The sequence below is a fragment of the Ruegeria sp. ANG10 genome (assembly GCF_040705255.1).
Lineage (GTDB): Bacteria > Pseudomonadota > Alphaproteobacteria > Rhodobacterales > Rhodobacteraceae > Ruegeria.
Genome location: NZ_JBFCVU010000006.1, coordinates 220,266 through 246,401, shown reverse-complemented (window position 1 = coordinate 246,401; position 26,136 = coordinate 220,266). Strand labels below are relative to the sequence as shown.

Genomic DNA, 26,136 nt, shown 5'->3' with positions numbered 1-26,136 from the left:
GTGATGACGGAGCTCTCGGTAAATCTGAATGTTGCGGCCCTTTTGCGCAACCGGCGTGAACACCCCTGGCCGGATTTGATCGGTCTGGCCAGGATCGCCTTGAACGCGGGCGCGGCGGGCGTGACGGTGCATCCCCGACCGGATGAGCGTCACACCCGTGCCGATGACGTGCGCGGGTTGCGCGCCATGCTTGACGCGGAATTCCCAGATCGAGAGTTGAATGTCGAAGGCTATCCAGATGTGCGGTTTCTGTCGCTGGTGCAGCAGGTGCGCGCGGATCAAGTGACGTTGGTGCCCGATGATCCGGGTCAGGCGACAAGTGATCATGGTTGGGATTTCCCGGCACAGGGCGCGATGCTTGCGGATGTGGTTGCCGGGTTACAGGCGAACGGTCGCCGCGTGTCGCTGTTCTGCGACCCGGAGGCAGCGCACATGCCCCATGCCGCGATGACCGGAACAGATCGGGTTGAACTTTATACCGGCCCGTTCGGCGGATCTTATGACGACCCAGTCGCTGAGACGCGGGAACTTGACCGTCTGGCCGCCGCATCGACAGCGGCCGCGGCGCAAGGGCTCAAGGTCAATGCGGGCCACGATCTGACGGTCAGTAGCACGCGCAAACTGATCGCCCGGATTCCGTCGATTGCCGAAGTGTCCATCGGGCACGCTTTGTTCTGCGATTCCCTAACCTTTGGAGTGGCTGAGACGGTTCGCCGGTATCTTGGGGTTTGCAGTATCCCTCAGGCAGATGATCTGCGGGTGGAAACTGTCTGAAGCAGACAGGTGACGCCGACCATGGTCTCACCCGGCTTTTGGCGTGACATTTTCACTGCTATTTGAATAAGCCTTTGCGGCAATTCATCTGCAAATACTGGCGAGCCTGGATTGGCTGTAGTACACCTTTGCAGGTATGGGGAAGATTGCGGATAAACCTAAGCGGGAACAAGCAGATAGCGAGCAACGGCGTCAGGTCACGGTGCTGTTTGCGGATATGGTCGGCTATACCGCAATTGTTGCATCGCTTGGGGAAGAACAGGCGTTGGGCTTTGTTCGGCTGACTTACGATACGCTGGTCCGGGCGGTCGAGGCCCACGGTGGAACGGTGCGCGATTTTGCTGGCGACAGCATCATGGCGCTGTTCGGCATCCCCGACGCGGCCGAAGATACCGCACTGCGGGCTTGCCGGGCTGCCATGTCGATCCATGCGGCATTCGAAGCGTCCGCTGCAGATATCGAAGCGCGATTTGGTGTCCGCCCGAAGGTGCGTGTTGGGATCAGTTCCGGCACGGTTCTGATGGCGACGGTCCAGGGCGAGAGCGGCCCGACGACCGCTGTGGGCAGTACGGTGAATCTGGCCGCGAGGCTTGAAAATCTTGCCCCGTCGGGCAGCAGCCTGATCTGTGACACCACGCGGGGGCTTGTCGAATGGGTGACCGAGCTTGGCTTTTTCGGCAAACATCAGATCAAGGGTTTGTCCGCGCCGCAAAAGCTGTGGCAGTTGCAGGCCGTTCACCCCGACGCAACCCGGTTCGACGCATCAGTGGCGCAAGGGTTGAGCGGCTACGTCGGCCGAACCGACGAACTAAGCAGGATGTCCAGCGCGCTTGAACGTGCGAAAGAAACCCGGTCCGTGATTGATTTGGTTGCCGAGCCGGGGTTGGGCAAAACGCGGCTGGTGTTCGAGTTTCTTCATCGTCTACCCACGGAAGAGGTCTCGGTCCTGACGGGAAACTGCTTTGCCGATGGCCAGCAGGTTCCGTTTCTGCCGTTTCTGGAAATCACGCGAAACTCATTTCTCATCACTGATGCCGACAACCCGCTGCGGGTTCGGGCCAAGCTTGAGGCGGGGCTGAAAAAATCCGGGTTGTTCACGCAACAGAACCTTGGGTTGATGATGAATTTCCTGGGGCTCACGCCGCCCGAGGGGGCTCTGGACGGTCTCGACGGAGTTCTGATCGGCCTGCGCATTCGCGAGTTGCTGACCGAGTTGCTGCGCCTGAAATGCATCCGGAGCCAGGTTGTTCTGCTGATCGAAGATGGCCATTGGATCGACAGCGCGTCAAAGGATTTGCTGGCGAATATGGTCGAGGCTCCGGGTCTGTCGAACTTGCTGATCATCCAGACACGGCGACCCGAATATACGCCGGATTGGCAAAACATGGCCGGGGTGACAACCGTGGCGCTACGCCCGCTGAGGGTCGAAGACCTTGCCACCCTGGCGCAAAACCGTCTTGGAGTGGACGCTCTGCCCGAGGGGTTGGCCGAACAGCTCGCGGACCGTGCCGGCGGAAATCCACTGTTTGGCGAAGAAATCCTGAGCTTTCTGCTGGATCAGGGAGTTTTGCGCGTCAAAAATGGCCGCGCCCATATCGAAGCGGATATCAGCGACAGCGGGTTGCCCGTCACCATGCGCAGCCTTTTGACAGCCAGAATTGAACGGCTTGATCCCGAAGATCGCGCCTTGCTGCAGGCCGCGGCCGTGATTGGTCGCCGCTTTGATCCCGGCCTGTTGTCCCAGATCAGCGAGACGGTCGAAGCAACCGGTGGCGCCCTGCAACGTCTGCAAGCACAGGATGTGCTGTACCGCGAGCCGAACTCGTCGGATTACATCTTCAAACATGTGCTACTGCGGGATTCGGTCTATCAAAGCCTGGTTCTGTCCCGCCGATCCGACCTGCATCTTGCCGTTGCCGAGGCATTGGAGGTGCGCAACGCCAACCGGTTGCACGAGGCCGCTGAGGTGCTGGCTTTTCACTATGGACAGACAGATCGGGCAGATCAGGCGTTTCACTACAGTGCAATGGCTGGTGATAAATGCCTGGGCGTTTATTCGCTGGACGAAGCCAATCGTTATTTTGTTGACGCTCTTGAGCTGTACCAAAACGACCCAAGCTGCGCCACAGATGCCGAATTCGCCGGGTTCATGGCCAGTTTCGCACTGTGTTCCAATATCTCACTGCGGGTCAAAAAGATTATCGAACTAGCCGGGACAGTGCGTCCGATCCTGCAAAAGATCGGTGACAGTCAGGATCACGCGCTGTTCCTGCACCACTATGTCTCTTGTCTGGTCTGCAATGGCAAGTACCACAAGGCGCATTGGGTTCAACAGGAACTGACAGACATGGCCGGTCGTCTGAATGACCCGGCCTCCAAGGCGTATGCCATGGTGAATGAGCTGTCGGTCTCGATATATCACGCGTCGATCGACAATGACCGTTTCGAGGCGCGAAAACGCGATGTCGAGGCTGTGCTGGAACAGATCGACGACGCCTATATCCACAATTTTTATCAGGCCACTGTTGGTTGGAACGAACTGACGCGGGGGCGGGTGGCGCGGGCGCATGCCGCATCGGATCGAATGATCGCCTTGGGAAAAGCCAAAAACGACCCGCGTGCGCTGGGTTATGGAACCGCCATGAAGGCGCTGATCGCGATGGTCACCGATGATCACGAACTGGCGCTTGAAATGGCTGAGAAGGCGCGCAAAGCGTCAAAGGTCCAGTTTGAGCTGGCCATAGCCGAAGCAGCCAGAGTAGGGGCCATGGTGCCGCAGGAAGTGCAGGGCGTGACCGAGTTGGTTCAAAACCACATCAAGGCGTGCGACGAAAAGGGGTGGACGCTGTTCACCTTCGGGCCCGCGGCGATGCTGGGGGTGGCCTACGCGCTAAACGGTCGGATCACGGACGGGTTGCGCCAGATTGAATGCGCCATTCAGAAACGTACCGACGAGGGCACCCAGATTTCCGCTGACTGGGCCCGTCTGTTTCTGTGCGAGATGTACCTGGCCATCCTAACTGGTGAAGGCGGCGGTTCGCTGGGGGTTCTGTTTCGAAATTTCCGGTCGATCCTTTGGGTTATGCTGTTTGGAAAAAAACGTCTGATCGCGATGGTCGAGCAGGTGCGCAAGAACCCTCAATTCGACCAAAAGGGCCACTATATCGCGCGCTGTGATATGATCATGGGGCTGTTGTACAAGGCGAAGAAAAAGAAGGCGCAGGCTATCGAGCATCTAAGCCGGGCCCGCGTCATCGTCGAGTCTGCAGGGCGATCTCCGATGCTGACACGCATTGATACGGCGCTGGCGGAATTGGCATAGCCTTTCTATTCAAATTGCTCAGGCTGAGGGTTTTCGGGCGCGTCTTTGGTGGCTGAAGATCAACTGATTGGATTGGAAATCCGACCGGAAATCGGCGGCCCTGCCGGACAGCGCGTAATAGAACTTCATCAATCCGGGTTCGATATGGTGGGCTTGTTCGATGCAATCCTCGCATATTCGTTCAATCCGGTCCTGAGGGTGCCGGTCCCGAATGGCCGCGATCAGCCTTTGGTGGGTTGCTTCCAATTTCTGAAATTCAGGGGTTTCCAGTACGTCTTGATTGCCAACCAGCACGAATACGGGTTCCAGGTCGGTTCGTCCCTTAAGGTCGACATATCCGGCCTCAAGCATCGCCATTTCGTGCCGCGTTTTCTCATACACCGAACTTGAGACAACGATGTCATAGTCCACATGGCGGCAGCTTTGTTCGATCCGCGCGGCGACGTTCACCACATCCCCGATGACGGTATAGTTAAACCTGCGCTTTGATCCGATATTGCCGACGCAGGCCCGACCCGTGGCACAACCAGTCGCCAGCGCAATAGGCGGCCGCCCCTGCATGACGTCCGAGGCGTTGAACTCTACCAGCGCCCGTCGCATCAACAGCGCCGCCTTTGCGGCACGGCACGGGTGATCTTCGACCGGCAGGGGGGCGTTCCAAAAGGCCATCACCGCGTCACCGATGAATTTGTCTATGGTGCCCCGTTCCAGCAATATCTGGTCGCCGATCTGAGAAAACAGTTGATTCAACAAGGTGACGAGATCGGTGGCCGAAACCGACTCGGACAAAGGTGTAAAGCCCCGGATATCCGAGAACATGACGGTGATCTCTTGTGTCTCACCGCCCAGTTGAAGCTGATGCCCCGACACCTCAATTTCATCCAGAATCTCGGGCGCGACATAGTGGGAAAAAATCTGTCGGATCACACGTTTTTCGCGCTCGGTCGAGATGAACAGATAGCCCGCCAGCAGGCCGAAATTTGCCATGCCCCCCATTAGCGGAAAGGTAACGTCGAACAGAACCAGTTGGTGCTGGAATGCCAGCCAACTGATGCCAAGGACAACCGCCGCCGCCACGCCACCTGCAACAAATGACGCAACCGCCCCGAACCGCGCCATAACGGCCGTGACCACTACGCCAAGAATGACGAAAGACAGCAGTTCAAGCGCCGACGTCACATCCGAGCGGCTTAGCATTTCGTCGGTCAGGACCTGTTCAAGAATTTGCGCATGGATCGAGACGCCCGGAACGGATTCGCCCAAAGGTGTCTGGTGCATATCGAACAATCCGGCGGCCGACGTGCCGACCAGAATGATCCGCCCTTCGATTTCGGCGCGCAGATCGGGATTATCCTGTGGCTGCATGATATCATCAGCCGACAGATACAGGTCCGGATTATCGCGCCTGTACCTGACCCAGACCTCGCCGTTTTCGGTGGTTGGCAGGCGGAACTGGCCGATCTCGACCGCCAGCATGATACCGGCCTCATCCGGCATGCCTTCGGCAATGATGACGGGTTCGTCTATGGCAACCCTTAGCGCCTCAACCCCCAGCCCCGGCAGCGCACCATCCGGCCCGCCCCACAAGATAGGCACGCGGCGCACGATGCCCATACCGCCAAGGGGTGAGACATTGACCCCTCCGATGCCTGCCGCTGTCCGATCCAGCGGTGGGGCGGGTGGGGTCCAATGAGGAACGGTAACCAGCCCCGAGGTCGGCGATTCCCCAATTTCGATGATCCCGACCATCGGCGTGACGTGCCTACCGTCGCTGGATTGCCGGGCAGCTGCGCCTAATACAACCGGCCAATTGGCGATCTCCATTCCGAACAGCACGTCATGGTCCAGCTTCTCGGCGTGGCGCTCAACTGACAACACCCCAGAAAGCGAGGGTTCTTCCAGCAAACGTGCAGGCGAGAACCTGTCAGGTTCGACGAACAGAATGTCAAAGGCGATAGCGGCGGCCCCATATTCACCCAGGTTCTGGACCATCTGTGCCAAAAGGGTTCGGGGCCAGGGCCATTGCCCCCAGTTTGCCAGCGACTGTTCGTCGATATCCACCACGCGGACCGGCAAATCAGGGTTGTATTCGCGGGGTGAGATGCGTTGGAGAATGTCGAAATAGATCAGCCGTGTCATCCGCACCGGATACGGATCGAGAACACGGACAAAGCACCCGAAAAGGATCAGGCCCAGCCCGACCAGCTGGAAGGCCCGCCGCCGCCCTGTTCGTTCTTTGGGCTTCCCGGTCACGTTTGCCTCCGAATATCGTGGTCAGCCCGGACGGACCTAAACGGGATGTGCGCATTTTTCTGCGACAACGACTGATCTGATGTCATGCAGCGGGGCCTGTGTTTGCTCAACCGCCGCTATTGCCGCCGTTACCACCAGTGGTGCCACTGCCGCTGCCGCCGCCAAATCCCCCTGTTCCGCCACCCCCAATCGTGCCACCGCTGCCTGGCCCGCCGCTGCCGGAACCGCCGCCGATCGAGCCGCCACTGCCATCGCCACTGCCGCTACCGTTTCCGACATTGCCGCCACTGCCGTTGCTGCTGCCAGTGCTGCTGCCGACGCTGCCGCCATTGCCGCTGCCGACGCCGCCGCTGTTTGACGGGGACGACCCGAAGGCCCCAGCGCTTTGAACCTCACGCGGTCCCCAGTCCGAGTCGGATGCGGGGACCTCTGATCGTTGCGGCAGAGGTGGCACGGCGTCCCTTCCGCAGCCCGTCACATCCGTTTGCAATGGAATCAGCAATTGCTCTTGTGACTGAACAAAGGGGAACCCTTCTTTCACCGCTTGTTCGTAACTTTCCTGATCGACAGAGCGCCCGATACGTCCACTCTGTGTGGTGGCGAGAAGGTTGCATTTGCGCCCGGACTCTTGGCAAGTGCCGTTCTGACCACACATTTCTACCCGGCCCTGTAAGATCAGCATTGCACTTTGCGCACCGGGCGCGACCCATATGTCAAAAGTCGTTCCGCGTACGGCCATAGTCGCAGTGGGCGTTTGAATCGAGTAGGCGCGCTTTTTGCTTTTACCAGAGATAAAGCGGAAACTGCCGCCAAGGGCCTGAACCGCGAAGTTCTTGGCCTTTTTGTTGCCGCGCAGCATTGTCACATCCAGTGTCATCCGAGCATTCGGGCCAATCGCGATCTTGGTTTCATCAACGAAAACCAACTGAACCAGACCGCTGCCGTCGGTGGATATGGAATCGCCTGACGCAACTTCCATCCCTGCGCGCAGGGGCTGCGATTTCCCTGCGCGCGTTAATTCAGCGCCTTGTTCGACGCCGATGACTTTTCCTATGTTGGCTAAGGCCTGTGACGGCAGAAGCAAAACACAACAAACAATGAGTAACGATTTCAACCAAGCCAACCTAACGTCCTTCCCCCACAGATAGGTACTGAGCGCATCGCGCTCACCGCTCGGTTTGCTCCTCAATAAATTCGTATTTTTGAATTATGCGCTAATAAATCCATACAAATATGCCTTATAGCCTGTGTATTTGGCAAGTTTTCAGTTCAGAGCGTGTCATATTGGGCTGTTTGAAGATTTCCTTCGCGAAGATTCGACTGCCCTTTTTGGCCCTCAAAGGCGTCGAATTCCCGCTGATTGTGGGTGTGATTGTGACGAATGTGAGAAAAGTGAACGAGGTACAGAAAATCGCCTTGTATCCGGGTGACAGGCAAGGATATACCCGCCAGCGGAGACGTGGCCGAGTGGTCGAAGGCGCTCCCCTGCTAAGGGAGTAGGCCCGGAAGGGTCTCGAGGGTTCGAATCCCTTCGTCTCCGCCATCAACCTATTTCGGTGAATTGGCATGGCCTGTCTATCATGCCATATTCCTTTAAATAATCAGCACTTCCCATCTCATAGTATTATCTTGAGTTTTGTTGAGTGGTCCTTAATGTATTGCGTTGAGTGGTATGTTTTGTGGTATTTTCATGGCTGCGCTCAGCAGGAAGCTGGTAGAGAATCTTGGTACGGGTCGGCATGGCGACGGTTCTGGCCTGTACCTTGTTGTGGATCCTTTTGTCATATCATGCGTTCCAAAAAGGATTCAGCAGCCGTGACGTGTTGCTCTTTGACGTCCGGCGGCATGCGCTGTGCCGTGCGGCACATCATGGCCCATCGTGGATTGCTGGAAAGTCTATCAGCGTGCTTCAGGATAAAGCGCCAGTACAAACCATCCCATACATCCGCCCAGGGCCCTTTCCCCCAATGGCTCATTTTGCGAATGTAATTTGATCCGGAAAAATAGGGCTTTGTGGTGATCAACCCGCCATCGGCGTGTTGGCTCATCGCATAGGCGTTGGGCACCATAACCCAATCGTAGCTGTCCACGAACATCTCCATAAACCAGCGATAGACCGCGTCTGGGTCGATCTCACACAGAAACATGAAGCCGCCCAGAACCATGAGCCGCTCGATATGGTGACAATATCCGGTTTTGAGCACCCTTTGGATTGTATCATCCAAGGGATCAATTCCCGTGGTGCCCTGGTAGAATGCATCCGGCATCGGACGGGTATGGCCCCAGTGGTTGGTCGTCCGCATCTGTACGCCAAGGTCTTCGTACGTGGCGCGCATGAACTCGCGCCAGCCGATGAGCTGGCGGATGAACCCTTCGACCGAGTTAAGTGGGATACCCCTACGATCAGCATGCATCAAGGCTCCATCCAACACTTGTTGAGGTGTCAAAAGCCCGATGTTCAAAACGGGTGTCACCACGGCGTGCCAAAGCCAGCTTTCGCCTTCGACGATGGCATCTTCGTAGTCGCCGAAAAGATCGAAACGCCTTTCCAGAAACTGGGCAAGCCAATCGGCCGCAGCCTTGTGAGATGTGGGATAATAGAGCGTGTCTAGATCGCCCAAAGCCTCTGGAAACTCGGCCAGAACTTGCGCCTTTGCGCTTTCATCCACCGCATCATGGGCAGGCCAGTCGATCCAAGGCAAACTGGCCAGTTGGCTTTTGGGGACCTTTTTACGGTTGTCTTCGTCAAAGCTCCACTGACCGCCACGTGGTTGATCGCCCTCCATCAACACCTTCAAACGGCGGCGCTGGCTTTTGTAGAACTCGGCCATAAACCAGCGTTTGCGACCTGCCGACCATGCAAGATTGTCGGCGCGCGCGTTCAAAAAGCCAGGCGATGGCCGGAGATCAAGCGTGATGTTCGTGGCTTCTGCCGCCCTTCGCAGCCGCTTTTCGCATATATAATCAACCGGGTCCGCCATGATGACTTGACCAACACCGCACTGCCGCAGGTCTTCAAACAACCGCATACACGCCCCGGCCTCTGTCTCGTACGTCCAGACCGTGGCTTTGAAGCCCTGCGCCACCAGATCGTCGCGATACCGTGCCATCGAGGCCCGGTGCAGCCACAGCTTTTGCTTGTGCATTTTGGCAGGATAGATCGCATCGCCGAAGAACAGTGGATCCTCAAACAGCACGACGTGGTCGGGCGACGTAGAAAGACCTGGGTGGTCGGCAAAAAGCTGGTTTGGCAGAAGGATGGTGGCAGAGGGCATCGGGCGTTCGCGTGACTTGGTCAGGTGGCCAAATTCAATTGGCTCAAGATGGATGGGATCTTCTTTCTCAGGCCGAAGAAACCGGCTTTGGCGTGCGGCCAAGCCACAGCGTCATATGTTCGAACAACCCGGCGCACAGAAATACCAGCTTCTTTCAAGCCAGGTTCTGCGCGATCCAATCGGGACCTTACGGGACCTATGGGCGCGTAGGCCGTTGCAATGGTCGACACGCCGGCGGCCTTTGCCGCTTTGATCAGTGAGGTCGCCCAATCCTCGGCCGTTTCCGCATGCTGCGAGAAGGGAGCCAGAGCGTCGTTCATTGCGCCGAGGGCAAATGCCTGTGCCGTCGCGCCTATCGGATTTGGGGAACGACCATGTGTCGCGCTGAGACCGATCGCGCCAGCGGGCACAGACGACATTAGTGCCGCGCCCGACAGATCCTCTTCGGTCAAGAGCAGAAGATATGGGGTGTCGGGCAGCCTGTCAGGCAAGGCCAGAGGGACCCGCATGTGATCTGTCATTTCTGTCAGCGGTTCGGCAAAGGCCGCCAAACCCTGGGGCCGAAACTGGCCTTCGGTGTATTTGGCGATGTTATCGGGGCGCGCCAGATATGTTTTACCTTTGGTATGCAGGCCCCCAACCCACCGCCAGCTCAGCGTGTTTGACGCAGGATCGCCATCCAGCAGATGCCGCAGAAAGAAATCAGCGCCAAGCTGCCACGGCAGGCGTAGCGTGAAGGCCCAAATTGACGCAAACCACATGCGGGCATGGTTGTGCAGATAGCCGGTTGCCACCAGTTCGCGCGCCCAATGATCAAAACAGTCTATGCCGGTATTCCCGGCGACGGCATCTTTGAAACTGGTCGCCAATGCGGCGTCACGCTCCAGCCTTTCGAGCGCGCGCATAAGATCCCTTTGGTAGTGCGACCAAACGCTTGGCCGTTGCTCCAGCCAACCCTTGAAGTAAGTGCGCCAAAACACTTCTTGGATGAACTTTTCTGCGGCGCTGCTGCCATGCGCGGCCAGAACCCGTTCAAGCACCTCTTCTTCGGTGATCAAGCGGTGCCGCAGCCAAGGCGATAGGCCCGAGACGTTGCTGCGCCGTGCAGCTCCGAAATCATAGTTGCGTGTTCGGGCATAGTGCCGCCCGGTACGCGCCGAAAACTGCTCCAGCCTTTTGAGGCCATCGGCGCGGGTGGGCTGGAACGTGATCGGTTCCGCCGTGTCCGCAAGCTCAGGAAATACCTCGGTCATGCGGCCGACCTGCATTTTTTCGAGCAGTATTTCACCCCATCCCAATCCTTTGCCCATTTCTTGCGCCAGGTGAACGGGCGTTGGCAGACAGGGCAGATTTTCTGCGGCAGGTCGGCTTTCTTGCGATTCTTCATGATGGATCTCCAAAGGGCAGACTTAGCTGTGCTGGATTATCCGTGCCTGGCGCCCGCTTGTGCGGCCCCCGTCTGTTCTTTCGGCTGGCGTGTTTTGCAGAAATCGCTTGCGCCTGCTTGCGAAACTCAGGCCCACGCCGAATGCCCCAAACGCGCTCGCGCGCTAATTTGGCCGCGGCCAGATGGTCAAAGACCCGCTCTGGATAGAGGGTGCCAATGACCTCGGGCGCATTGGTTGCCGTCCAGGGCTCGTGGATATGTTGATCCGGGATTGCAGCCAGTTCCGGTATCCATTTTCGAATAAACACACCTCGGGGATCCTGATCGTACCCCTGTTTGACGGGATTATAGATGCGCACGGTGTTGATGCCGGTGGTTCCCGATTGCATCTGCACCTGGCTCCAATGAATGCCCGGTTCATAGTCCGTGAACATGCGCGCCAAATGCAATCCCGGTTCCCGCCAATCGAGCCAGAGATGGTAACTCGCCGTGGCCATCATCATCGCGCGCATGCGGAAGTTGAGCCATCCCGAGGCACGTAAGGACCGCATGCAGGCGTCCAGAAACGGATATCCTGTTTCACCGTTGGTCCAATCGGCCAGCAGCGCGGCATCCGGTTCTTTGGGCCGAAGTCCATCGTAGAGGCGGTGCAAATTCTCAAACTCGATACGCGGTTCGTCTTCGAGCTTTTGGATAAAGTGGCAATGCCAGTGCAATCGACCCGAAAATGACCGAAGGGACTTACGCCAATCCTTGGCCTGGGGTGGCAAGCTCGCTCGTTGTTTCTCGGTCGCTTGCGAGACCTCGCGCATCGACAGAGCGCCCCAGGCAAGATAGGGCGAAAGGCGCGAACACGCGACGGCCCCGGCAACAGGACTGGACATTTCGCGTTGATAGTGTTCCCCGCGATGAGTCAAAAAGCTGTCTAACCGTTCCAGTCCTGCACGCCGCCCGCCCAGTTGCCGCGCCCCGCATGGATCGGTCTGCAAGCCGAGGTCGCGAGCGGTTGGAACAGCACCAAGTTCTATCTCGATAGGTTCCAATGCGACCGGAGCAGACATCGGCTGTCGCATGAGAATGTCCCAACTCTCCGCCCACCCATCGCGCGATTTGAGCCTGCGAAACACGCCATGATTTTGAGCTTCATGCCATCGTATGCCATTGTCCCTGCACCAGGCAGAAACCTGTATGTCCCGCTGATACGCCCAGTTGTTTCCAGTCTCCTCATGTGACCACAGCCCTTCGACAAGTCCCTTGTCGCGCAACTCGGAGAGTACCGCCGTAACTTGTCCCGTTCGCAAAACAAGAGGTTGGCCCAGTCTGCCGAGATCTGCGCGCAATTGGGCAAGGGTTTCCGCAACAAACCCCCACTGGCGCGCTGACATATCGGGCTGCATCCAAAGTTCGCGTTCCACGACATACAACGGCAAAATCGGACCAACGCGCGCTGCTTGCGTCAATGCTGGATGATCTTCCACCCGCAGATCGCGTTTAAACCAGACAACCTGCACAATATCTCCATAGGGTTTATTGTGAGGGTACGTATGGCTAACTCCGATGGATTAATATTCAACTTTGGCTACTTGTGATCGTTGCCGCGTTCCGCGCAAAGCGGCCGTCGGCAATCAGTATCTCAATAGCTGGTTTGTCCGCGGAGCAGACATTGTGCGAACTTCCTAGAATGACCGCTACGCGGACAAAACGGACATGTGTTCAAGGTCTGTTTTCTATGCGCAAGATCCGAAATGATCTATCGTTGAAGAATGCCAACGCCCGCCGACAGGTCCTTTTCGGAAATCATTAATGCCCGCGGTGTTTTCACACCGCTTGGTGTGTCCCGTTCCCCTAAAGAAGTTTCCGATGCTGCGGCTGAAGCACTGAGCCGATATTTCGTGATGGGAGAGCTTCATGACGCCGTTGGACAACACATTGCAGACTCCACCGGCGCACCGGCGGCAACAGTTGTGCATTGCGTTGCCTCTGCAATTACGCTGGCGGTTGCAGCTTGTATAACTGGTACCAACAAAAAGCTAATTGAGCGACTTCCATTCACGAGCGGATTGAAAAACCGAGTTGTCCTTCCGCGACCTCACGCAGTCAACTACGGGCAGCCGATCGAACAGGCTGTCAAGCTCGCCGGTGCGGAACCCGTCCTAACCGGCACCCTAACATCTTGTAGCGAAATCGACATTGATGAGGCTTGTTCAAGGCCCAACACCTGTTGCCTTCTGCTGGTGTCATCGCGTCTTACCACAACGAAGGCGATCGACTTTGAAAAGGCAGTCTCGGCAGCGCACAGACATGGTGTTCCAGCCATTATCGACGGAGCCGCACAAGATTTTCGATTAACTGAACTGCTCGATACAGGAGCAGACGCAGTATTGATCAGCGGTCAGAAATATCTGGGTGCGCCAACTTCGGGGTTGGTCTTAGGACAACCTGATCTCATCAGTGCAGTCCGAGCTCAAGAAAATGGGATTGGGCGGGGAATGAAAGCTTCTAAAGAAGCGCTTCTCGGTGTCAGCGCCGCCGTAGAGTTGCGAAAGCACTTAAACGTGGACAACTGGGTATTAGAGCAAAGAGCAAAAGTATCGCGGTTTGTGGCTGCAGCCAACGAAATCGAAAATGTTACTGCCCAAACGCGCCCAGACCCCACTAACCTCCCCTTTGAGCGAGCGCACCTGCGCCTCGTATCAACATCCGATTCTATCAATGCAGCCAAAATAGCAGGCGATTTACGCACCGGATCACCCTCAATCTGGGTCATGGATCACCTTGTTGAGCAATCGGAAATCGTTTTTGAACTCGTCCAGCTCACAGATGGGGAAGTCAACGTGATCATCAAGCGTTTACGTGAGCTGATGTCCTTTGCTTGAAGGAAGAGAACAGATGTTAGCTAAGCGCCTTCGAATGAGCAAGTTGGGTTCAAAGCAGTCATCTGCGTCTTTTGGTCAGAAGACGGCTTAGGAACGGATAGCGGTCATTGTTGGTGGTCATTCCGAGAAATTTCGTCTGAAGGTTTGCACTGAACGGCAGCGGAGGTTCGCTGAAATCTTCTGAATAGCAGAGTTGCGGACGAACCCGCCATTTGAAAATTCGGTGGCTTCGCAATCTACTGATATCCGTCTGGGTCGTTAGGGGTGTGTAATAATGTGCCTTCAAACGCGTCGAGATCATCAGTCATTTGAAGCCAAGGCAACTTGCTTTGCTTGTTAACGTGAAAAGTCGGTTCGAAATTTTCCGGGTTTTCGAGCGACGCAGCATAGAGGTGCATACCACCTGGATAGTGATCGGCTTCAAACCCAATTGGTGACCCGCAAGTTCCACAAAAGTGCCTGAAAACGCCTTTGGAGCTTTCATAAGTGCGGGGTTTAGCACCGGTCCATTCAAAGTTTTCTATCGGCACACCGAACCAAGCAACCACCGGCGCGGCGCAATTCCGACGGCAGTCATCGCAGTGGCAATAGCATGACCATGTTTGGTCACCGTGGTAGACCCAACTTGTTTTTTTACACAGACAATACCCACGAGTCGCCATTCTTTTTTTCTCCTAACCTCCCGAAGCATAAGAATCTGGTGTTTTTTAGATGGATACTTTTGGACGTTTCATCAGCAGAAAACGTCGGAGCTCAAGTTCAATTCGGGCTCGAAACAGACGTCGGACAGCGTTGGTTGGATGGCTGGTGCTATGTTCCATCGGGAACCCCTCAAGCGGTGTCTGAAACCTCGCGAGGCCGAGTTGGGGATAGTTTAGCGCAAGCGAGGCCCCACTCAGACAGCGTTTAAAGCCGTGCAGACTAAGCTGGCTCAACGTCACTCACTACCGACGAACCAGCAACGTGGGTACCTTACTCTTGGACCGCAAGTGACCGTAAAGGTAAATTGTTAGATCACAAACGCAGTCTGCTTTTTGCAAGGGTAGCAAAGGAATTAGACTGCAGATTTAGAGCGTCAATACTGTTTTTCCGGCCGTACGTTGCCTCACCATCTCTGAAGTTTGCTTTGGCTAGTGGCAGAGATACTTTGTAGAAGGGCACAAGGACATCGGATGATTTTTCGCTATGGGCTTGAAGCTGTTTTTCTCCACGTTGCATGCCAGTCACAGAACCAAGCCCAATTTTGACTTCCAGTTGTCTTACTTCTAATGATCAAAAACATCTTGTGGATACCTATCGTAGTGCCAACTCACAGACAAACCCGTTGACTATCTGCTGCTTCCAATAGCGCCGCTGTAACTGCGTCGATCATTTTGGTTTGAGGCGATGCCGTCATACTTGCCAAGCCAACAATGCGTTCTGGTCCCTTCTGTTCAAGGGGGATCCTTTTGAGCCGCAGATGGTCATATGCAGCTAAACGGTTGTCTGGTATGATTGATACGCCAAGTTCAGCGGCCACCATACTTGAGATTGCTTCAAGACTCTCAAGCTCCATGGCGTCTTTGACTTCAATGCCCTTTCTTTGCAGCCAAGTCTCGATTTGCCTTCCTACAACCGCATCACGCGTAAAGCGAATAAACGGTGACGCAGCAAGCAGTTCTCTCGAAGGTAAATCTGGGGTGTTTTCCGAGACAAGCAGGACCAATTTTTCAGATACAATTTCTGAGAATTCCAATGTGTTTGGCAGAACATCTGGTCGGGAGATGATTGCCGCTTGAATCTGCCCGCGGTCCAACTGTAGCAAAAGCTGATTGGTCAAACCTGGAACAATCCGTACAAGGATATCCGGATGCACGGACTTTAGCCGCGCCAGCGCAGTCGGAACTAATCCAGTCAGGGTCGTTGGAACGGCACCCAAAGTTATTTCACCAGAGAGTTCGTTGTTCGACTTCACCCTTTCCGCCAAACCGTCATATGCGGCCACCACCGCAGCAGCCTCTCCGACGAACGTTAGCCCGGTATGAGTAAGTTTGGGCGACTTGGCTGATCGGTCAAATAGTTCGAGCCCCAACGCGACCTCCAGATTTCGCATCTGGTGACTGACCGCCGACGGAGTTAGATGCTCCGCCTCTGACGCGGCACGGAAGCTACCATGTCGATGAACTGCGATTAGAGTTCGCAGTGCCCGAATGCTCATTCCGATAACCTCGCTACCGCTAAAACCGTGATCATTATGTGAATTTTTTTCACTAATTAGTCAAAGATTTTTCGTTTTTGTTCATTTTTACTGATGTGTACCTTGCGCATAGCCCGCCCTATGAAACCAAACCCAGAGGTGCTTATGGTTGCTCCTAAATCCAACACCTATACTTCCATCGTCGCCAAACCCTTCGCTCCAAATCTCGGGGCTGAGATCTACGGAGTCGATCTAAGCCGGCCTGTACCTGACGATCAGTTTGCGGAGATCTGCGACGCTTTTCACACCTACCAGGTGCTGTTCTTCAAAGAGCAGAAGGAAATACCACCTGCGCAGCACATTGAATTTGGGAAACGCTTTGGGCCGCTTCACGCACACCCCGCAGCCCCAACGATGGACGGGTATCCGGAGATATTCGAAATACATGCAACTAAGAATTCCAAGGTAGCAAACGGTGAGTTCTGGCACTCTGACGTCTCTTGCGATGAGACACCCCCCCTTGGAACTATGCTACAAATCCATATCGCCCCTCCTTGTGGCGGGGACACTATGTTCAGTGATATGTATGCGGCCTACGACGATCTTTCTGAACCGATAAAAGGTATGATCGGCGGGTTATCTGCACTTCATAGTTCCGAGCATATCTACAAAGGCCGCTATAGCGACCGGGGGCAAAAAGACAGCGAAATTGACTGTCCCGAAGCTGTTCATCCGATCGTTAGGACTCATCCGGAAACGGGCCGGAAATCGCTGTTTGTGAATCGAACATTTACAACAAAGGTTTTGGGCTTGTCGGAAAAGGAAAGCGACGCGATCCTCAACATGCTTTTCGAGCATGCTGAACAGATCAACTATCAAATCCGGTTCAGGTGGTCGCTTAACGACATGGCCTTTTGGGACAACCGGTGTTGTATGCATCGCGCTATCTGGGACTATTGGCCCGCAGAGCGAAAAGGGCGACGTGTGACCGTGAAAGGCGATAGACCTGTTTAGACTCGACCGAACCGAATTGCTGGATCAAAGAAGCCAAATCTTTAGGAGCGATAAGTGCGAGCTGCAGTCGTAAGAAAGTTTTGTGAAGATCTTTCGATTGAGACGGTCCCGGATCCAACCTGCCCAGACAATGGAGTGGTCCTGGAGGTCGCTGCCTGTGGCGTATGCCGCTCAGATTATCATGGATGGTCTGGCGCACACCCCAAAGTAAAAAATGGCTCCATTTTAGGGCACGAATATTGTGGAACTGTAGTAGAGGCCGGGCCTCAATCGAAGCACAGTGTTGGTGACCGCCTTATAGCGCCATTCATCTTGGGGTGCGGTAGCTGCAACGCTTGTCAAACAGGTGTATCAAACACTTGTGCTAACCAAATCGTTCCTGGATTTGGAACGCCAGGTGCTTACGCAGAATACGTTGCCGTGCCTTTTGACCACAACTTGGTTCACTTGCCAGAAACGCTGTCTCCTGCCTTGGCGGCAGGGCTCGGGTGTCGTGTAACCACGGCTTGGCATGCTTTGACTGACCGTGCAGATGTCGCAGCTGGTGAATGGGTGGCTGTCCACGGAACGGGAGGGATTGGCTTGTCCGTTCTTCTATTGGCAAAAATGCTTGGATGCCGAGTTGTCGTAGTGGATGTGGTTGAAGAGAAACTTGAGCATGCAAAGCTCATTGGTGCAGACGCCACAGTAAATGCAAGCAAACAAGACGCCGCGGCAGCGATCCGAGATATCACGGATGGAGGAGCACAGGTTTCCATAGAAGCACTGGGCATCGAAAAAACGACGAACGCATCCTTAGAGTGTCTCGCCATCCTTGGTCGACACGTGCAAATTGGTATGCCGTCGGGCGACGGCCAGATGCGCGTGAACATGCGGGCAATCTATTCCAAACAACTCTCGTTTTTCGGCACTCGTGGTATGCCTTCATGGAAATACCCACGCCTTCTAGGACTGATCGAACGTGGTCAAGTGGATATCCAGCCAATGGTCGCCCGGGAGGTCCGATTGGAAGAGGCTAGCAATGAACTTCGAGCAATGAATGGACCAACTTCCCCAGGAACCGCTGTTATCACGAGGTTTCAGCCGTGATCAGTCCAAACGCCTGATAGGTTCTTTAAACAGTCATTCTCTTTATCGTTGTGCGCTCCTATGCAAATTCAGTTTTTCGCGCAAACTGGTTGTTCCGGGTAACGCAATGAACGCCTGCTTTGGGCTCTGATCAGTCATTCGCTGCACTCTGCCTGAATGACCGCGTTGCGGACAAAGCAGCCGCTAAATCCACTGAAGCGGATTGCAGGCTAGTCTCCGCTAAATTTAAGGCGACCTGCATTAAGCCAATCTGACAACTCTGTTCTTTCACTGGGGTCAGGTGGGCCAGCAGGTTTTGGGGGGTCAACAGGCAACGGACTCTCTGATCCGACGATCTCTCGAACACTCACGGTATCTTCCGAAACATTCCAAACGAGCATGTCCTGAGCCAAAGTGAGCGGTCCGTCATAGGTCTTTCGGATTGCAGCTATTGTTTCGGGAGCAATATCGAAATCGGCAAATGTATGGTAGGCAATCGCGTGCCGCGGCTCGATCATCGAGAATAGTTTTCCGCACGCGTCTGGTGGCGTGTGAACCACGGTTGCCACTAATCGGGCGCGTTCAGGGTCGTAGTTTTTGATATCGATGAATTGTTGGATCGTTAAGTAGCATTCGTGAATGACAAGATCCGCTTCTTTAGCGTTCTCCACGAACCACTTGTTCGGGTTGGTGTCACCTGAATAGACGAATTTTAGTCCTTTCCACTCCAAGCTGTAGGACACTGAACCGTCTATGCCGTGAATCGCGGGCCAGGATCGAATGACAACACCGTCGCTTTCATAAACTACTTGTGTCTGAGAATAGTCGAACTCAGTCACCGAAAGGTGTCCACCAGCGGAGGGCATATTCCCGCGCCGGCCTGCCACGTCCCAGGCCAACATTTTCTGGAGGCCATCCATGGCCGCAGCGGTCCCGTATTCTGGCTTTAAGCCACTTGGCCCCCAAACTTGCAGTGGAACCGTTCGGTTTGACACCCAGCCACCCACAAAAAGTGCATCGAGGTCTCCTATATGATCTACGTGCAAGTGGCTGATGAACACTTTGTCGAGATAAGTGTATGGGATTTCCAAAGCGGCTAAGTTTGCTAACGAACCGGTTCCGACATCGAAGAGAAACTTGTCGCCATTGCCAAGTTCAACCAACCACGACGCTGACGCTTGGGAATGTCGAAAATTAGGTGTTCCAGTTCCCAGCGAGATAACTCGCATCTCCGCTTCACCGAGCGGCTCTGTGTTTGGATAATAGAACTTTCTCTCTCCGGATGAACCAGCTGAAGCAGCGCCGCAGCAAATCGATGCAAATACAAAACTCAATGCCGGTAATAATCTTAGACGCACAGCTTCCTCCGACTTGCTGACGCAATCTATGTTACAACTAAATTATATCAGTCCAAAGTCCGACGTCTGCTTTGGGCTCAAACCGGTCATCTGACGGTTTCGGTAGGTCATCGGGTCGCTTCAGAGGGCATCAAGGTCAGCAACGCGGACGGAGCTGCCGTTGGTTATATGGATTACTCGGCGATCATAAAAAATTTGTGCAACGTATCCGTGATCTCCCAGATACATTTTGTTCCCTTGGAGATAAAAAATGTATCCCCACCAGAAAATGTGTGCGGTGTACCTTCATCATCGGTGATCGTTACAGAACCGGAAATAACCGTCATCATCTCGTTCACCGGATAGGCATCAATTTCTTCCCGGCACGGGGCGCATTTCCAAACCCCTGACGAAATTCCCGAGTTTTCATCAAGATGGTCGTAGTGGATAAGTTCCGTCGCGTCGCTTGTTGTAAACGCCTCTGTCGGAACAAGATCAGAAGGTTCAAGCTGATCTCCCGCAGGATTTAATCTGTGAATACCCATGGAACTTATCCCCCGCATTTCTTCTGATGTTGAATCCAATAAATCGCCAGTAGTGTAACCGCCGCGTAAATTCGGTCAATTCGAGCGCTGCACCTAGCCAAAAGCAGTGTTCGCTACGGGCTCTAAGCGGACGGTCGAAAGTCAACAATAGGGAGCGCCGACGTCTGCTATGCGGACAAAGCTGTCGTTTGCCTCGGGCACCATCGATCGGTGAAATCGGCTTATAAACCAATAAAGAACTGGAACGGTTTTTCTTAGAACGTCACAACCGAGACCAATTTGACTAACAGCAAAACAAATGTGGAAAAAGGCGCGGCATTCTTGTCCGTGAAATGCTAGGATTGCGAGACATCGCTTAGCCTTCCTTTTTTTGGTTAATGAGCCCATACATTGAGACGAATCCTTGCTTTCGCTGCGTTATCGGCAGCAAATTCGACCAATCCATCCCTTGCTCAAAGCGTAAATCCTGATGCCTCCGAGGCTGCTGCACGAGCGGCTTTGTCTGTCTTGAGTATCGCTGCCACCCCAAACGAGACTTTATCCTCGTTTTCTTTTCTTGATGCTTCCGGAGGTACCAAGAGTCTCCGCTCGACGCAGCTGCGAGGAGGCTACAAGCCATTTGGAAACGGGCTGTATTTAGAGGGTCTTGTTGCCTATCAAAAGTATAATCCAGTACTCTTTTTCCCAGAGATCGCCCCCGGTACTGAGTTGGATGTAACTTGGTCCAGTGTGGCAGCAACTGTAGGCATCGGCTGGGAGTTTCCTTTGGTTAATGAGTGGAAGATCCGACCGGTCGGACATGCCTCACTTGGCCAAGTAACTGCTGATGCCATTCTTGGCGACTTTCCATTGCTGCGAGCGGGATCCAGCTCCAACGAATTGATTGATGGAAATTTGAATGCATTGGGCGTTGGCGCTTCGCTTAGCATTTTCAGAGAGGCGCAATTTGGACCGTGGCAGGTAGAATATCGCATCCGTCAAACTTTCCTGGAGTTTGACCCGATCAACGAGCCGCAGGCTGGGAACGCAAGCGCGAGTTCTAATCAAACAACCCTGTTCTCACGTCATCGCTATCCGCTGGAAGACGTCAAAATCTTCGAACTCCCAACGCAACTTGTTCTGGATGCTGGCGTAGTGCTGTATCACGGTGACAGTGCAACCGTTCTTGATACCGATTGGCTAGCAACTGCCGGTATCGGACTTGAGATTGATACTCGCTTGACCGGGCTACCGGCCGTTCAAGCGGGACGTTTAATGTTAAACGGTGTAGTTGCTGAAGAATTTTCCGGTTTTTCGATAGGCTTCGGTCTGCGGTTCTAAGTCGAGACCGCTCCTGTCCAACAACAACCAGTAAGCTCAATTTCGTTTTGAACCGCCACTTGTAAGTGCGCTGATATGAAAAACGGCTAGGGCTCAAAGCAGTCGTTTGCTGCAACCCGCGTGAGTGTCTGTTATAAGTGTTTAACCAACGTTCTGTAACATGACACCTTGCGCTATGCCTGGCTTAATATCCAGCCTAGTGTGGTATCTATTGTGGTATTTACTCTTTGTGGCTCATTTTATTGTATATTTAACAAAAGCCTGCGAGCTTTGTTGCGCTGACTTCGTCTCCGCCACCTACCATTTTTTGATGCGGACGGAACAACGGCTTATGTTGTAAGCTATTGCGGGCACTTTATGGTTTGGCTTATTGGAAAGCCAATGGCCTCGCTTACTAAGATTACCACCGAAGTTTTTTCAGATGTACATCTCTATGCGCGCCTCGGGGAATGACCTGACCACGGCGTCAACGCGCGTTTCAGGCAACGCGCACAAGGCCGTAGACAGCCCGTCGGCAATGGCTGCGCTGGGGGCTGAGACCGATACCATGTGGCTCGCTGCTGTCTCGTCTTGCGGATTCAGGATGTGGCCTTGATCATCGGTCAGCATGAAGTTGCCTGCGTCCGAAGTGGCAACGGCGCGATCGCTTAATTCGATGGATTTGAGAACTTCTCTGCCGGGTCCGGCCATACCGACTTGCCAGGCTTGCCCGTCTTGGCGATGGCCACGGGCGGAGATTTCCCCCATATTTACAAGTACATCGCGTAGACCGTGTACGGCCAGCAAAGCCGCAATGCGATCAGTGATGGCGCCCTGAGCGATCCCGTTCAGCGTTAGGGCTGAAAGACCGGGGCGGGGCAGGCGGATCATTTCGGCCCCGATAAAAACGCGAGACCATCCAATGGATTTTCGGGCGGAATGGATCTCTTGTGAGGTGGCCCCGTTGGCCAACGCGGACCAGAGCGGTTGAACTGAAGGATCGAAAACGCCGTCTGTGGCCTCGTGCAAGGCCGAACACAAGCTGAGAACGTTCAGTAACTCGGGCGCCGGTGTTGAAAGGTGGCCGTCGCGGTTTAGGCGGCTGAGTTCGGATTGCGGTCGGTACAGGCTGAAGGTGTTCTCAAGCCGGTTCACTTCGGCTTCGACCGCGGCGATGATTGGCGCGGCCTGTGTGTCGGTCAGCCCCTCAAGTCGCAAGCTTGCCGAGGCCCCCAGCGCGACCCCGCGCCAGTGGGCCGTTGGGGCAGATTTGGCACCTGCGGGAAAGACGGCACAAGCGGCGGACATGGTCAGAAACCGACGGCGGGAGAGGGCGGTCATGAGGGGGTCTCCAGTTTCAAGTCCAGATCAACGGGGCCCAGAACCTCGGTGTCGGGGATGTCGGACAGAGGCAGCAAGTTGCCACCGTACTGGCCAATAAAGGTTTCGGCGGCAGCGGGGTCTGCAAAGGGCACTACCTCGCGCGCTCCCATGCCGCCGGCAACATTGGCCCCGACAACAAAGCTTGCGCCATCGGCGGCGATCCAGTTGGAAACGCCCGGCTGTTGCCAGTTGGGCGCAACCCCCATGTCACTGACATAGACGGCGGTAATGGGGGCATCACGCTCGGGACTTTTCAGATAGGCGATCATGTCGCGCACTTGGGCAAAGAACAGTGGTGTGGGGTAGCCTTCCAGATGGATCTGACCTTTGGGGCCACCATGTTCAGCGATGTTCATCTGGCAGAAAAAGCTGAGCGCATCGGGGGTCAGGTCCACTGGGTCCGGGGCCTCGGCGACTTCTTCCTTGCAGGCCGCCAGCGCGACAAACGCGATCAAAGCAAGACGTTTCATGGCTCGACCCTCCGGAAAGCGAGGCGGGCGAGAGCAAAGCCCAATACCGGCCAGATTAACAGGGAGGCAGGAGCGGCCCAGACCGGCAGTGCCTGCGCGGCGCCGGTCATGCCCGAGGCCATGGCAACGCCCTCGGTCGCGGCGATGTTCCACAAACGAAATGCGTCGGCCGGGTTGGCTACCATCACCCACGGAAAGACGGATTGAGTGAAGGTGCCGCCCTTGTCCATGACGACGGCTCCCAACAAGCCCAGATCATAAAGGACGACAAAAACCAGCCAGAGCCCGGCCGACAAACCTGCTGCTGCCGTGGCGCCCCTAGCCAGGGCAGACAGCAAGTAACCCAGCGCCAGAAACACGGCGCCCAGCAGGATGGATGTGAGAATAAGACGGGCCAGCGCCATCAGGCTGTCCGGCCCCGCGCCGCCGAACCACGCGGCCACCGCGCCAGCGGTGCCAAAGCCAACGGTCATGGCAAAGGCCAGCGCGGCCAGATGGGCGGTGAATTTGCCCAATAGGATTTCGCCACGTCCCGCCGGATAGGACAGCAGCAGCGACAGGCTGCCCCGGTCCACGTCTCCCGCAATGGCGTCGAAGGCAATCATCAGCGCCAGCAGGGGGGTAAGATAAACCGACAGCGTGGTCATCGAAGCGACCGAGACGGTCAGCATATCGACGCCCAGCGTGCCGGTGGGTGCGCTGCCCGCAAAGGTCAACGCCAAGGCGAACAGCACCATGATCAGCGTCGCCACCAGCAGCCAGCGGTTGCGGCGCAGGATCAGCATTTCGGTGCGGGTGATAGCAAGGAAGCGGGTCATTGCATCTCCTCCTGTGCGTAGTGGCGATAGAGGTCTTCAAGCTTGGGTGGGGTCATTTCCACATCCGCCACGGCGTCGCCCATTCCGGCGATCCGGCGCAGGGCCTCCATTTTGTCGTCGGGGGAACACAGCAGCTCAACGGATGCGCCGTTGATTCTGTTGCCGCCTAGTGCCACGGCCAGCTCTTCAGAGTTCATGCTGGCGCGCACGCGCAGGCGGATCGGCAGACCGGCCAGAGCTGACAGGTTCGTAAGAGTGTCATCGGCGACCATCCGGCCCTTTCGCATGATGGCGATGCGGTCGGTGCGCGCTTCAACCTCGGTCAGCGCATGGCTGGCGATCAGGACGGCGGTGCCTTGGGCCGCCAGTTCGTCAATGATGGCGTATAGATCCTGCCGCGAAATCGGGTCCAGCCCCGAAGTCGGCTCGTCCAACAGCGCCACTTTTGGCTGGCCCAGCAGGACCTGCGCCAATCCCAGACGTTGCCGCATCCCTTTGGAATAGGTTCCGATCCGGCGGTCCAGTGCTTCGGCAAGGCCAACACGGTTCAGCAGTCCGGGCACATCGGCTTTGGTTCCTGACAATTTCGCGAACAGGGTCAGCTGTTCCCGCCCGGTTAGAGCGGGGTGAAACGACACCGCTTCGGGAAGATACGCCGTTTCGCGCCGCGCTTTTGCGCTGCCGGGGGTGGCGTCGCCGATCCGGATGGCTCCGCCATGGATCGGCGTCAGGCCGAGGATGGATTTGATCAGGGTCGACTTGCCTGCGCCGTTATGGCCCAGCAGCGCCACGCGCTGACCGGGGGCAAGAGACAGGGTGATATCGTCAAGAACGCGGGTTTTCCCTCGGTCCTTGAATACATGGTCAATAGACAGGGCCTTATCCGTCATGAGGCACCTTTTTCATAGCTGGGGGTTCAGGGGCTTGCATCAATGGGTTGCTGTCCATCACGCCGCCCGGCAGCAGTGCCGGAAAGGCCGATTGTGACCAGCGTACCAGTTGTACGGCAGGGGAGCCGAGCAGTAACTTGGCTGCGGGTTGGGTCCACAGCACATGGTCCATTGAATCGTTGGGGCGATAGGGGGCATCGGCCACGCCGTCGCCATCCACATCATAGGCGGCAAAATCGGACCAATAGTTGCCGCGCCCGTCCTCGGACCACTCGACCCATTTGGTCGAGACATATTTCACCTGCGTCCGGTTCCCGATGAATGAATTGCCAACGATGCGGTTGCGTTCGCTGCCAGCGGTAAAGTGGATGCCGATGCCACAGCCTTGGAACCAGTTGTCAGTGAATTCGTTCTTGTTGGAATTATACAGGAAGGTGCACTTTTCCTTGGCACCTTTCACCACATTGCCGGTGATGGTGCTTTTATTGGCGTAGTTCAGCATCACGCCATGTTCGCGGTCACCGATCGAGACATTGTTGGCCACGGTCACATTGGTTGTGAACATCACCGCATAGCCCAGATCGTTGCCGATCGAGACATTGTCACTGACCACCGAGTCATCGGCATACATATAATGCACGGCAAATCGCAGATCGCGGAACAGGTTGCCGGTGAAGGTGTTCTTTTTCGACGAGTTCACAAAGATCCCATCACGGCCATAGCGGATGTCGTTGTCTTCAACCCGCGCACCGGGGGCGTTCCAGACATAGACGCCATTTCCGCGGTCATTCATCCGCCGGTCCTGCCGACCTTCGATCCGATTGCCACGTACGATGCTGTCCCTGGCGCCGTGAATGTCAACGCCATAGAGATTGCCCAGCAGCACGTTATCCTCGACCACCGGCGCCTTGGCTGTTTTGGTCAGTTGGATGCCGCTGTCGATCCCGTCATGGCTCGAGCCCGAGCCAATCACCGTCAGACCGCGCACCGTTACGCCCGGTCCGGTCACGGTGATGACACTGCCTGCGCCTTGTCCGTCGATGGTGGCCTGTCCCAGCCCGTCGATGGTGACGGGCCGGTCTAGCACAAGCGTTTCGGTATAGATACCGGGGCGCAGGCGGAGGGTGTCTCCATCCGCTGCCTGCGCCAGTGTTTCATTGATGGCCCCCGCCCGGTTGGGCACATCCCAGTCCGCCGCCCAAAGGGGCGAGCCAAGCAGGAGCGGTATGAGCAGGGGCCAACGCATGGG

Annotated in this window: 21 protein-coding genes, 1 tRNA gene and 1 pseudogene; 8 read left to right on the top strand and 15 right to left on the bottom strand. The window is 55.7% G+C overall.

Going from position 1 to position 26,136, the window contains the following annotated elements:
- Nucleotides 1-3: 3 nt before the first annotated feature.
- Entirely contained in the window at nt 4-774 is a 771-nt protein-coding gene (locus tag AB1A64_RS14865) for a pyridoxine 5'-phosphate synthase (protein ID WP_366552118.1), read from the top strand.
- A gap of 136 nt (nt 775-910) precedes the next feature.
- The gene (locus AB1A64_RS14860; RefSeq protein ID WP_366552117.1) at nt 911-4,096 is read left to right on the top strand and encodes an AAA family ATPase; all 3,186 of its coding nucleotides are present in this window, start codon (nt 911-913) and stop codon (nt 4,094-4,096) included.
- 18 nt (nt 4,097-4,114) lie between these two features.
- Here AB1A64_RS14860 and AB1A64_RS14855 read toward each other — a convergent pair whose 3' ends face one another.
- On the bottom strand, nt 4,115-6,349 hold the full coding sequence (locus AB1A64_RS14855; RefSeq protein WP_366552116.1) for an adenylate/guanylate cyclase domain-containing protein: 2,235 nt from the start codon (nt 6,347-6,349) through the stop codon (nt 4,115-4,117).
- Nucleotides 6,350-6,455: 106 nt separating this feature from the next.
- Nucleotides 6,456-7,328, bottom strand: coding sequence for a FecR domain-containing protein (locus AB1A64_RS14850; protein ID WP_366552115.1), 873 nt, complete (start codon nt 7,326-7,328; stop codon nt 6,456-6,458).
- Nucleotides 7,329-7,802: 474 nt separating this feature from the next.
- Here AB1A64_RS14850 and AB1A64_RS14845 point away from each other — a divergent pair.
- Nucleotides 7,803-7,892: transfer RNA gene (locus AB1A64_RS14845), tRNA-Ser, on the top strand.
- Between the two features lie 238 nt (nt 7,893-8,130).
- On the opposite strand, the gene AB1A64_RS14840 is transcribed toward AB1A64_RS14845, so the two are convergent.
- Genes AB1A64_RS14840 through AB1A64_RS14825 form a run of 4 tightly spaced genes read right to left on the bottom strand, consistent with a single transcriptional unit; the run spans nt 8,131 to nt 12,522 of the window.
- Nucleotides 8,131-9,624 carry a cryptochrome/photolyase family protein gene (locus tag AB1A64_RS14840; protein WP_366552114.1) on the bottom strand — a complete coding sequence of 498 codons (1,494 nt, stop codon included), beginning with the start codon at nt 9,622-9,624 and terminating at the stop codon, nt 8,131-8,133.
- A gap of 20 nt (nt 9,625-9,644) precedes the next feature.
- Complete coding sequence (locus tag AB1A64_RS14835) at nt 9,645-10,877, bottom strand: FAD-binding domain-containing protein (protein WP_366552113.1); 1,233 nt, start codon at nt 10,875-10,877, stop codon at nt 9,645-9,647.
- Nucleotides 10,874-11,014 (bottom strand): DUF2256 domain-containing protein, encoded by a 141-nt coding sequence (locus tag AB1A64_RS14830; protein WP_366552129.1) that lies wholly within the window; start codon nt 11,012-11,014, stop codon nt 10,874-10,876. The genes AB1A64_RS14835 and AB1A64_RS14830 overlap by 4 nt, the downstream gene beginning before the upstream one ends.
- Nucleotides 11,008-12,522: an FAD-binding domain-containing protein gene (locus tag AB1A64_RS14825; RefSeq protein WP_366552112.1), complete on the bottom strand. Its 1,515-nt coding sequence runs from the start codon at nt 12,520-12,522 to the stop codon at nt 11,008-11,010. The genes AB1A64_RS14830 and AB1A64_RS14825 overlap by 7 nt, the downstream gene beginning before the upstream one ends.
- 252 nt (nt 12,523-12,774) lie before the next feature.
- Between AB1A64_RS14825 and AB1A64_RS14820 the strand changes: the two genes are divergently transcribed.
- A complete protein-coding gene (locus AB1A64_RS14820; protein WP_366552111.1) occupies nt 12,775-13,887 on the top strand; it encodes a PLP-dependent transferase in 1,113 nt (370 codons plus the stop codon).
- 236 nt (nt 13,888-14,123) lie between these two features.
- On the opposite strand, the gene AB1A64_RS14815 is transcribed toward AB1A64_RS14820, so the two are convergent.
- Both AB1A64_RS14815 and AB1A64_RS14810 read right to left on the bottom strand, forming a co-directional pair.
- On the bottom strand, nt 14,124-14,549 hold the full coding sequence (locus AB1A64_RS14815) for a GFA family protein (RefSeq protein ID WP_366552110.1): 426 nt from the start codon (nt 14,547-14,549) through the stop codon (nt 14,124-14,126).
- Between the two features lie 647 nt (nt 14,550-15,196).
- A complete protein-coding gene (locus AB1A64_RS14810; protein ID WP_366552109.1) occupies nt 15,197-16,084 on the bottom strand; it encodes a LysR family transcriptional regulator in 888 nt (295 codons plus the stop codon).
- A 144-nt stretch (nt 16,085-16,228) separates the two neighbouring features.
- On the opposite strand from AB1A64_RS14810, the gene AB1A64_RS14805 reads away from it, so the two are divergent.
- The 3 genes and pseudogenes from AB1A64_RS14805 (at nt 16,229) to AB1A64_RS14795 (ending at nt 18,166) form a co-directional block, all read left to right on the top strand.
- Nucleotides 16,229-17,077: a TauD/TfdA family dioxygenase gene (locus tag AB1A64_RS14805; RefSeq protein WP_366552108.1), complete on the top strand. Its 849-nt coding sequence runs from the start codon at nt 16,229-16,231 to the stop codon at nt 17,075-17,077.
- 54 nt (nt 17,078-17,131) lie between these two features.
- Nucleotides 17,132-17,512: pseudogene (locus tag AB1A64_RS14800) on the top strand (alcohol dehydrogenase catalytic domain-containing protein); the annotation flags it as partial.
- 147 nt (nt 17,513-17,659) lie between these two features.
- Nucleotides 17,660-18,166: a zinc-binding dehydrogenase gene (locus AB1A64_RS14795; RefSeq protein WP_366552128.1), complete on the top strand. Its 507-nt coding sequence runs from the start codon at nt 17,660-17,662 to the stop codon at nt 18,164-18,166.
- A gap of 209 nt (nt 18,167-18,375) precedes the next feature.
- On the opposite strand, the gene gntH is transcribed toward AB1A64_RS14795, so the two are convergent.
- Complete coding sequence (gntH, locus tag AB1A64_RS14790; RefSeq protein ID WP_366552107.1) at nt 18,376-19,503, bottom strand: guanitoxin biosynthesis MBL fold metallo-hydrolase GntH; 1,128 nt, start codon at nt 19,501-19,503, stop codon at nt 18,376-18,378.
- A 173-nt stretch (nt 19,504-19,676) separates the two neighbouring features.
- Nucleotides 19,677-20,027, bottom strand: coding sequence for a cupin domain-containing protein (locus AB1A64_RS14785; RefSeq protein ID WP_170401141.1), 351 nt, complete (start codon nt 20,025-20,027; stop codon nt 19,677-19,679).
- A 390-nt stretch (nt 20,028-20,417) separates the two neighbouring features.
- Here AB1A64_RS14785 and AB1A64_RS14780 point away from each other — a divergent pair, with 390 nt between their 5' ends.
- Complete coding sequence (locus AB1A64_RS14780) at nt 20,418-21,347, top strand: hypothetical protein (RefSeq protein WP_366552106.1); 930 nt, start codon at nt 20,418-20,420, stop codon at nt 21,345-21,347.
- 417 nt (nt 21,348-21,764) lie between these two features.
- Here AB1A64_RS14780 and AB1A64_RS14775 read toward each other — a convergent pair whose 3' ends face one another.
- From AB1A64_RS14775 to AB1A64_RS14755, 5 genes are read right to left on the bottom strand one after another with little or no spacing between them, the layout of a single operon-like run.
- Complete coding sequence (locus AB1A64_RS14775; RefSeq protein ID WP_366552105.1) at nt 21,765-22,667, bottom strand: FAD:protein FMN transferase; 903 nt, start codon at nt 22,665-22,667, stop codon at nt 21,765-21,767.
- On the bottom strand, nt 22,664-23,179 hold the full coding sequence (locus AB1A64_RS14770; RefSeq protein ID WP_366552104.1) for a nitrous oxide reductase accessory protein NosL: 516 nt from the start codon (nt 23,177-23,179) through the stop codon (nt 22,664-22,666). The genes AB1A64_RS14775 and AB1A64_RS14770 overlap by 4 nt, the downstream gene beginning before the upstream one ends.
- On the bottom strand, nt 23,176-23,997 hold the full coding sequence (locus AB1A64_RS14765) for an ABC transporter permease subunit (protein ID WP_366552103.1): 822 nt from the start codon (nt 23,995-23,997) through the stop codon (nt 23,176-23,178). Before AB1A64_RS14765 ends, AB1A64_RS14770 begins: the two co-directional genes overlap by 4 nt.
- Nucleotides 23,994-24,887, bottom strand: a complete 894-nt coding sequence (locus AB1A64_RS14760; RefSeq protein WP_366552102.1) for an ABC transporter ATP-binding protein — start codon at nt 24,885-24,887, stop codon at nt 23,994-23,996. The genes AB1A64_RS14765 and AB1A64_RS14760 overlap by 4 nt, the downstream gene beginning before the upstream one ends.
- The gene (locus AB1A64_RS14755; RefSeq protein WP_366552101.1) at nt 24,877-26,133 is read right to left on the bottom strand and encodes a nitrous oxide reductase family maturation protein NosD; all 1,257 of its coding nucleotides are present in this window, start codon (nt 26,131-26,133) and stop codon (nt 24,877-24,879) included. Before AB1A64_RS14755 ends, AB1A64_RS14760 begins: the two co-directional genes overlap by 11 nt.
- Nucleotides 26,134-26,136: the final 3 nt, after the last annotated feature.

Excerpts from the sequence above, each read along its gene's own strand:
- AB1A64_RS14865 (WP_366552118.1), top strand. The coding sequence starts at position 4 with ATGACGGAGCTCTCGGTAAATCTGAATGTTGCGGCCCTTTTGCGCAAC.
- AB1A64_RS14860 (WP_366552117.1), top strand. The coding sequence starts at position 911 with ATGGGGAAGATTGCGGATAAACCTAAGCGGGAACAAGCAGATAGCGAG.
- AB1A64_RS14850 (WP_366552115.1), bottom strand. The coding sequence starts at position 7,328 with ATGGAAGTTGCGTCAGGCGATTCCATATCCACCGACGGCAGCGGTCTG.
- AB1A64_RS14840 (WP_366552114.1), bottom strand. The coding sequence starts at position 9,624 with ATGCCCTCTGCCACCATCCTTCTGCCAAACCAGCTTTTTGCCGACCAC.
- AB1A64_RS14835 (WP_366552113.1), bottom strand. The coding sequence starts at position 10,877 with ATGACCGAGGTATTTCCTGAGCTTGCGGACACGGCGGAACCGATCACG.
- AB1A64_RS14820 (WP_366552111.1), top strand. The coding sequence starts at position 12,775 with ATGCCAACGCCCGCCGACAGGTCCTTTTCGGAAATCATTAATGCCCGC.
- AB1A64_RS14815 (WP_366552110.1), bottom strand. The coding sequence starts at position 14,549 with ATGGCGACTCGTGGGTATTGTCTGTGTAAAAAAACAAGTTGGGTCTAC.
- AB1A64_RS14810 (WP_366552109.1), bottom strand. The coding sequence starts at position 16,084 with ATGAGCATTCGGGCACTGCGAACTCTAATCGCAGTTCATCGACATGGT.
- AB1A64_RS14805 (WP_366552108.1), top strand. The coding sequence starts at position 16,229 with ATGGTTGCTCCTAAATCCAACACCTATACTTCCATCGTCGCCAAACCC.
- AB1A64_RS14785 (WP_170401141.1), bottom strand. The coding sequence starts at position 20,027 with ATGGGTATTCACAGATTAAATCCTGCGGGAGATCAGCTTGAACCTTCT.
- AB1A64_RS14775 (WP_366552105.1), bottom strand. The coding sequence starts at position 22,667 with ATGACCGCCCTCTCCCGCCGTCGGTTTCTGACCATGTCCGCCGCTTGT.
- AB1A64_RS14770 (WP_366552104.1), bottom strand. The coding sequence starts at position 23,179 with ATGAAACGTCTTGCTTTGATCGCGTTTGTCGCGCTGGCGGCCTGCAAG.
- AB1A64_RS14765 (WP_366552103.1), bottom strand. The coding sequence starts at position 23,997 with ATGACCCGCTTCCTTGCTATCACCCGCACCGAAATGCTGATCCTGCGC.
- AB1A64_RS14760 (WP_366552102.1), bottom strand. The coding sequence starts at position 24,887 with ATGACGGATAAGGCCCTGTCTATTGACCATGTATTCAAGGACCGAGGG.
- AB1A64_RS14755 (WP_366552101.1), bottom strand. The coding sequence starts at position 26,133 with ATGCGTTGGCCCCTGCTCATACCGCTCCTGCTTGGCTCGCCCCTTTGG.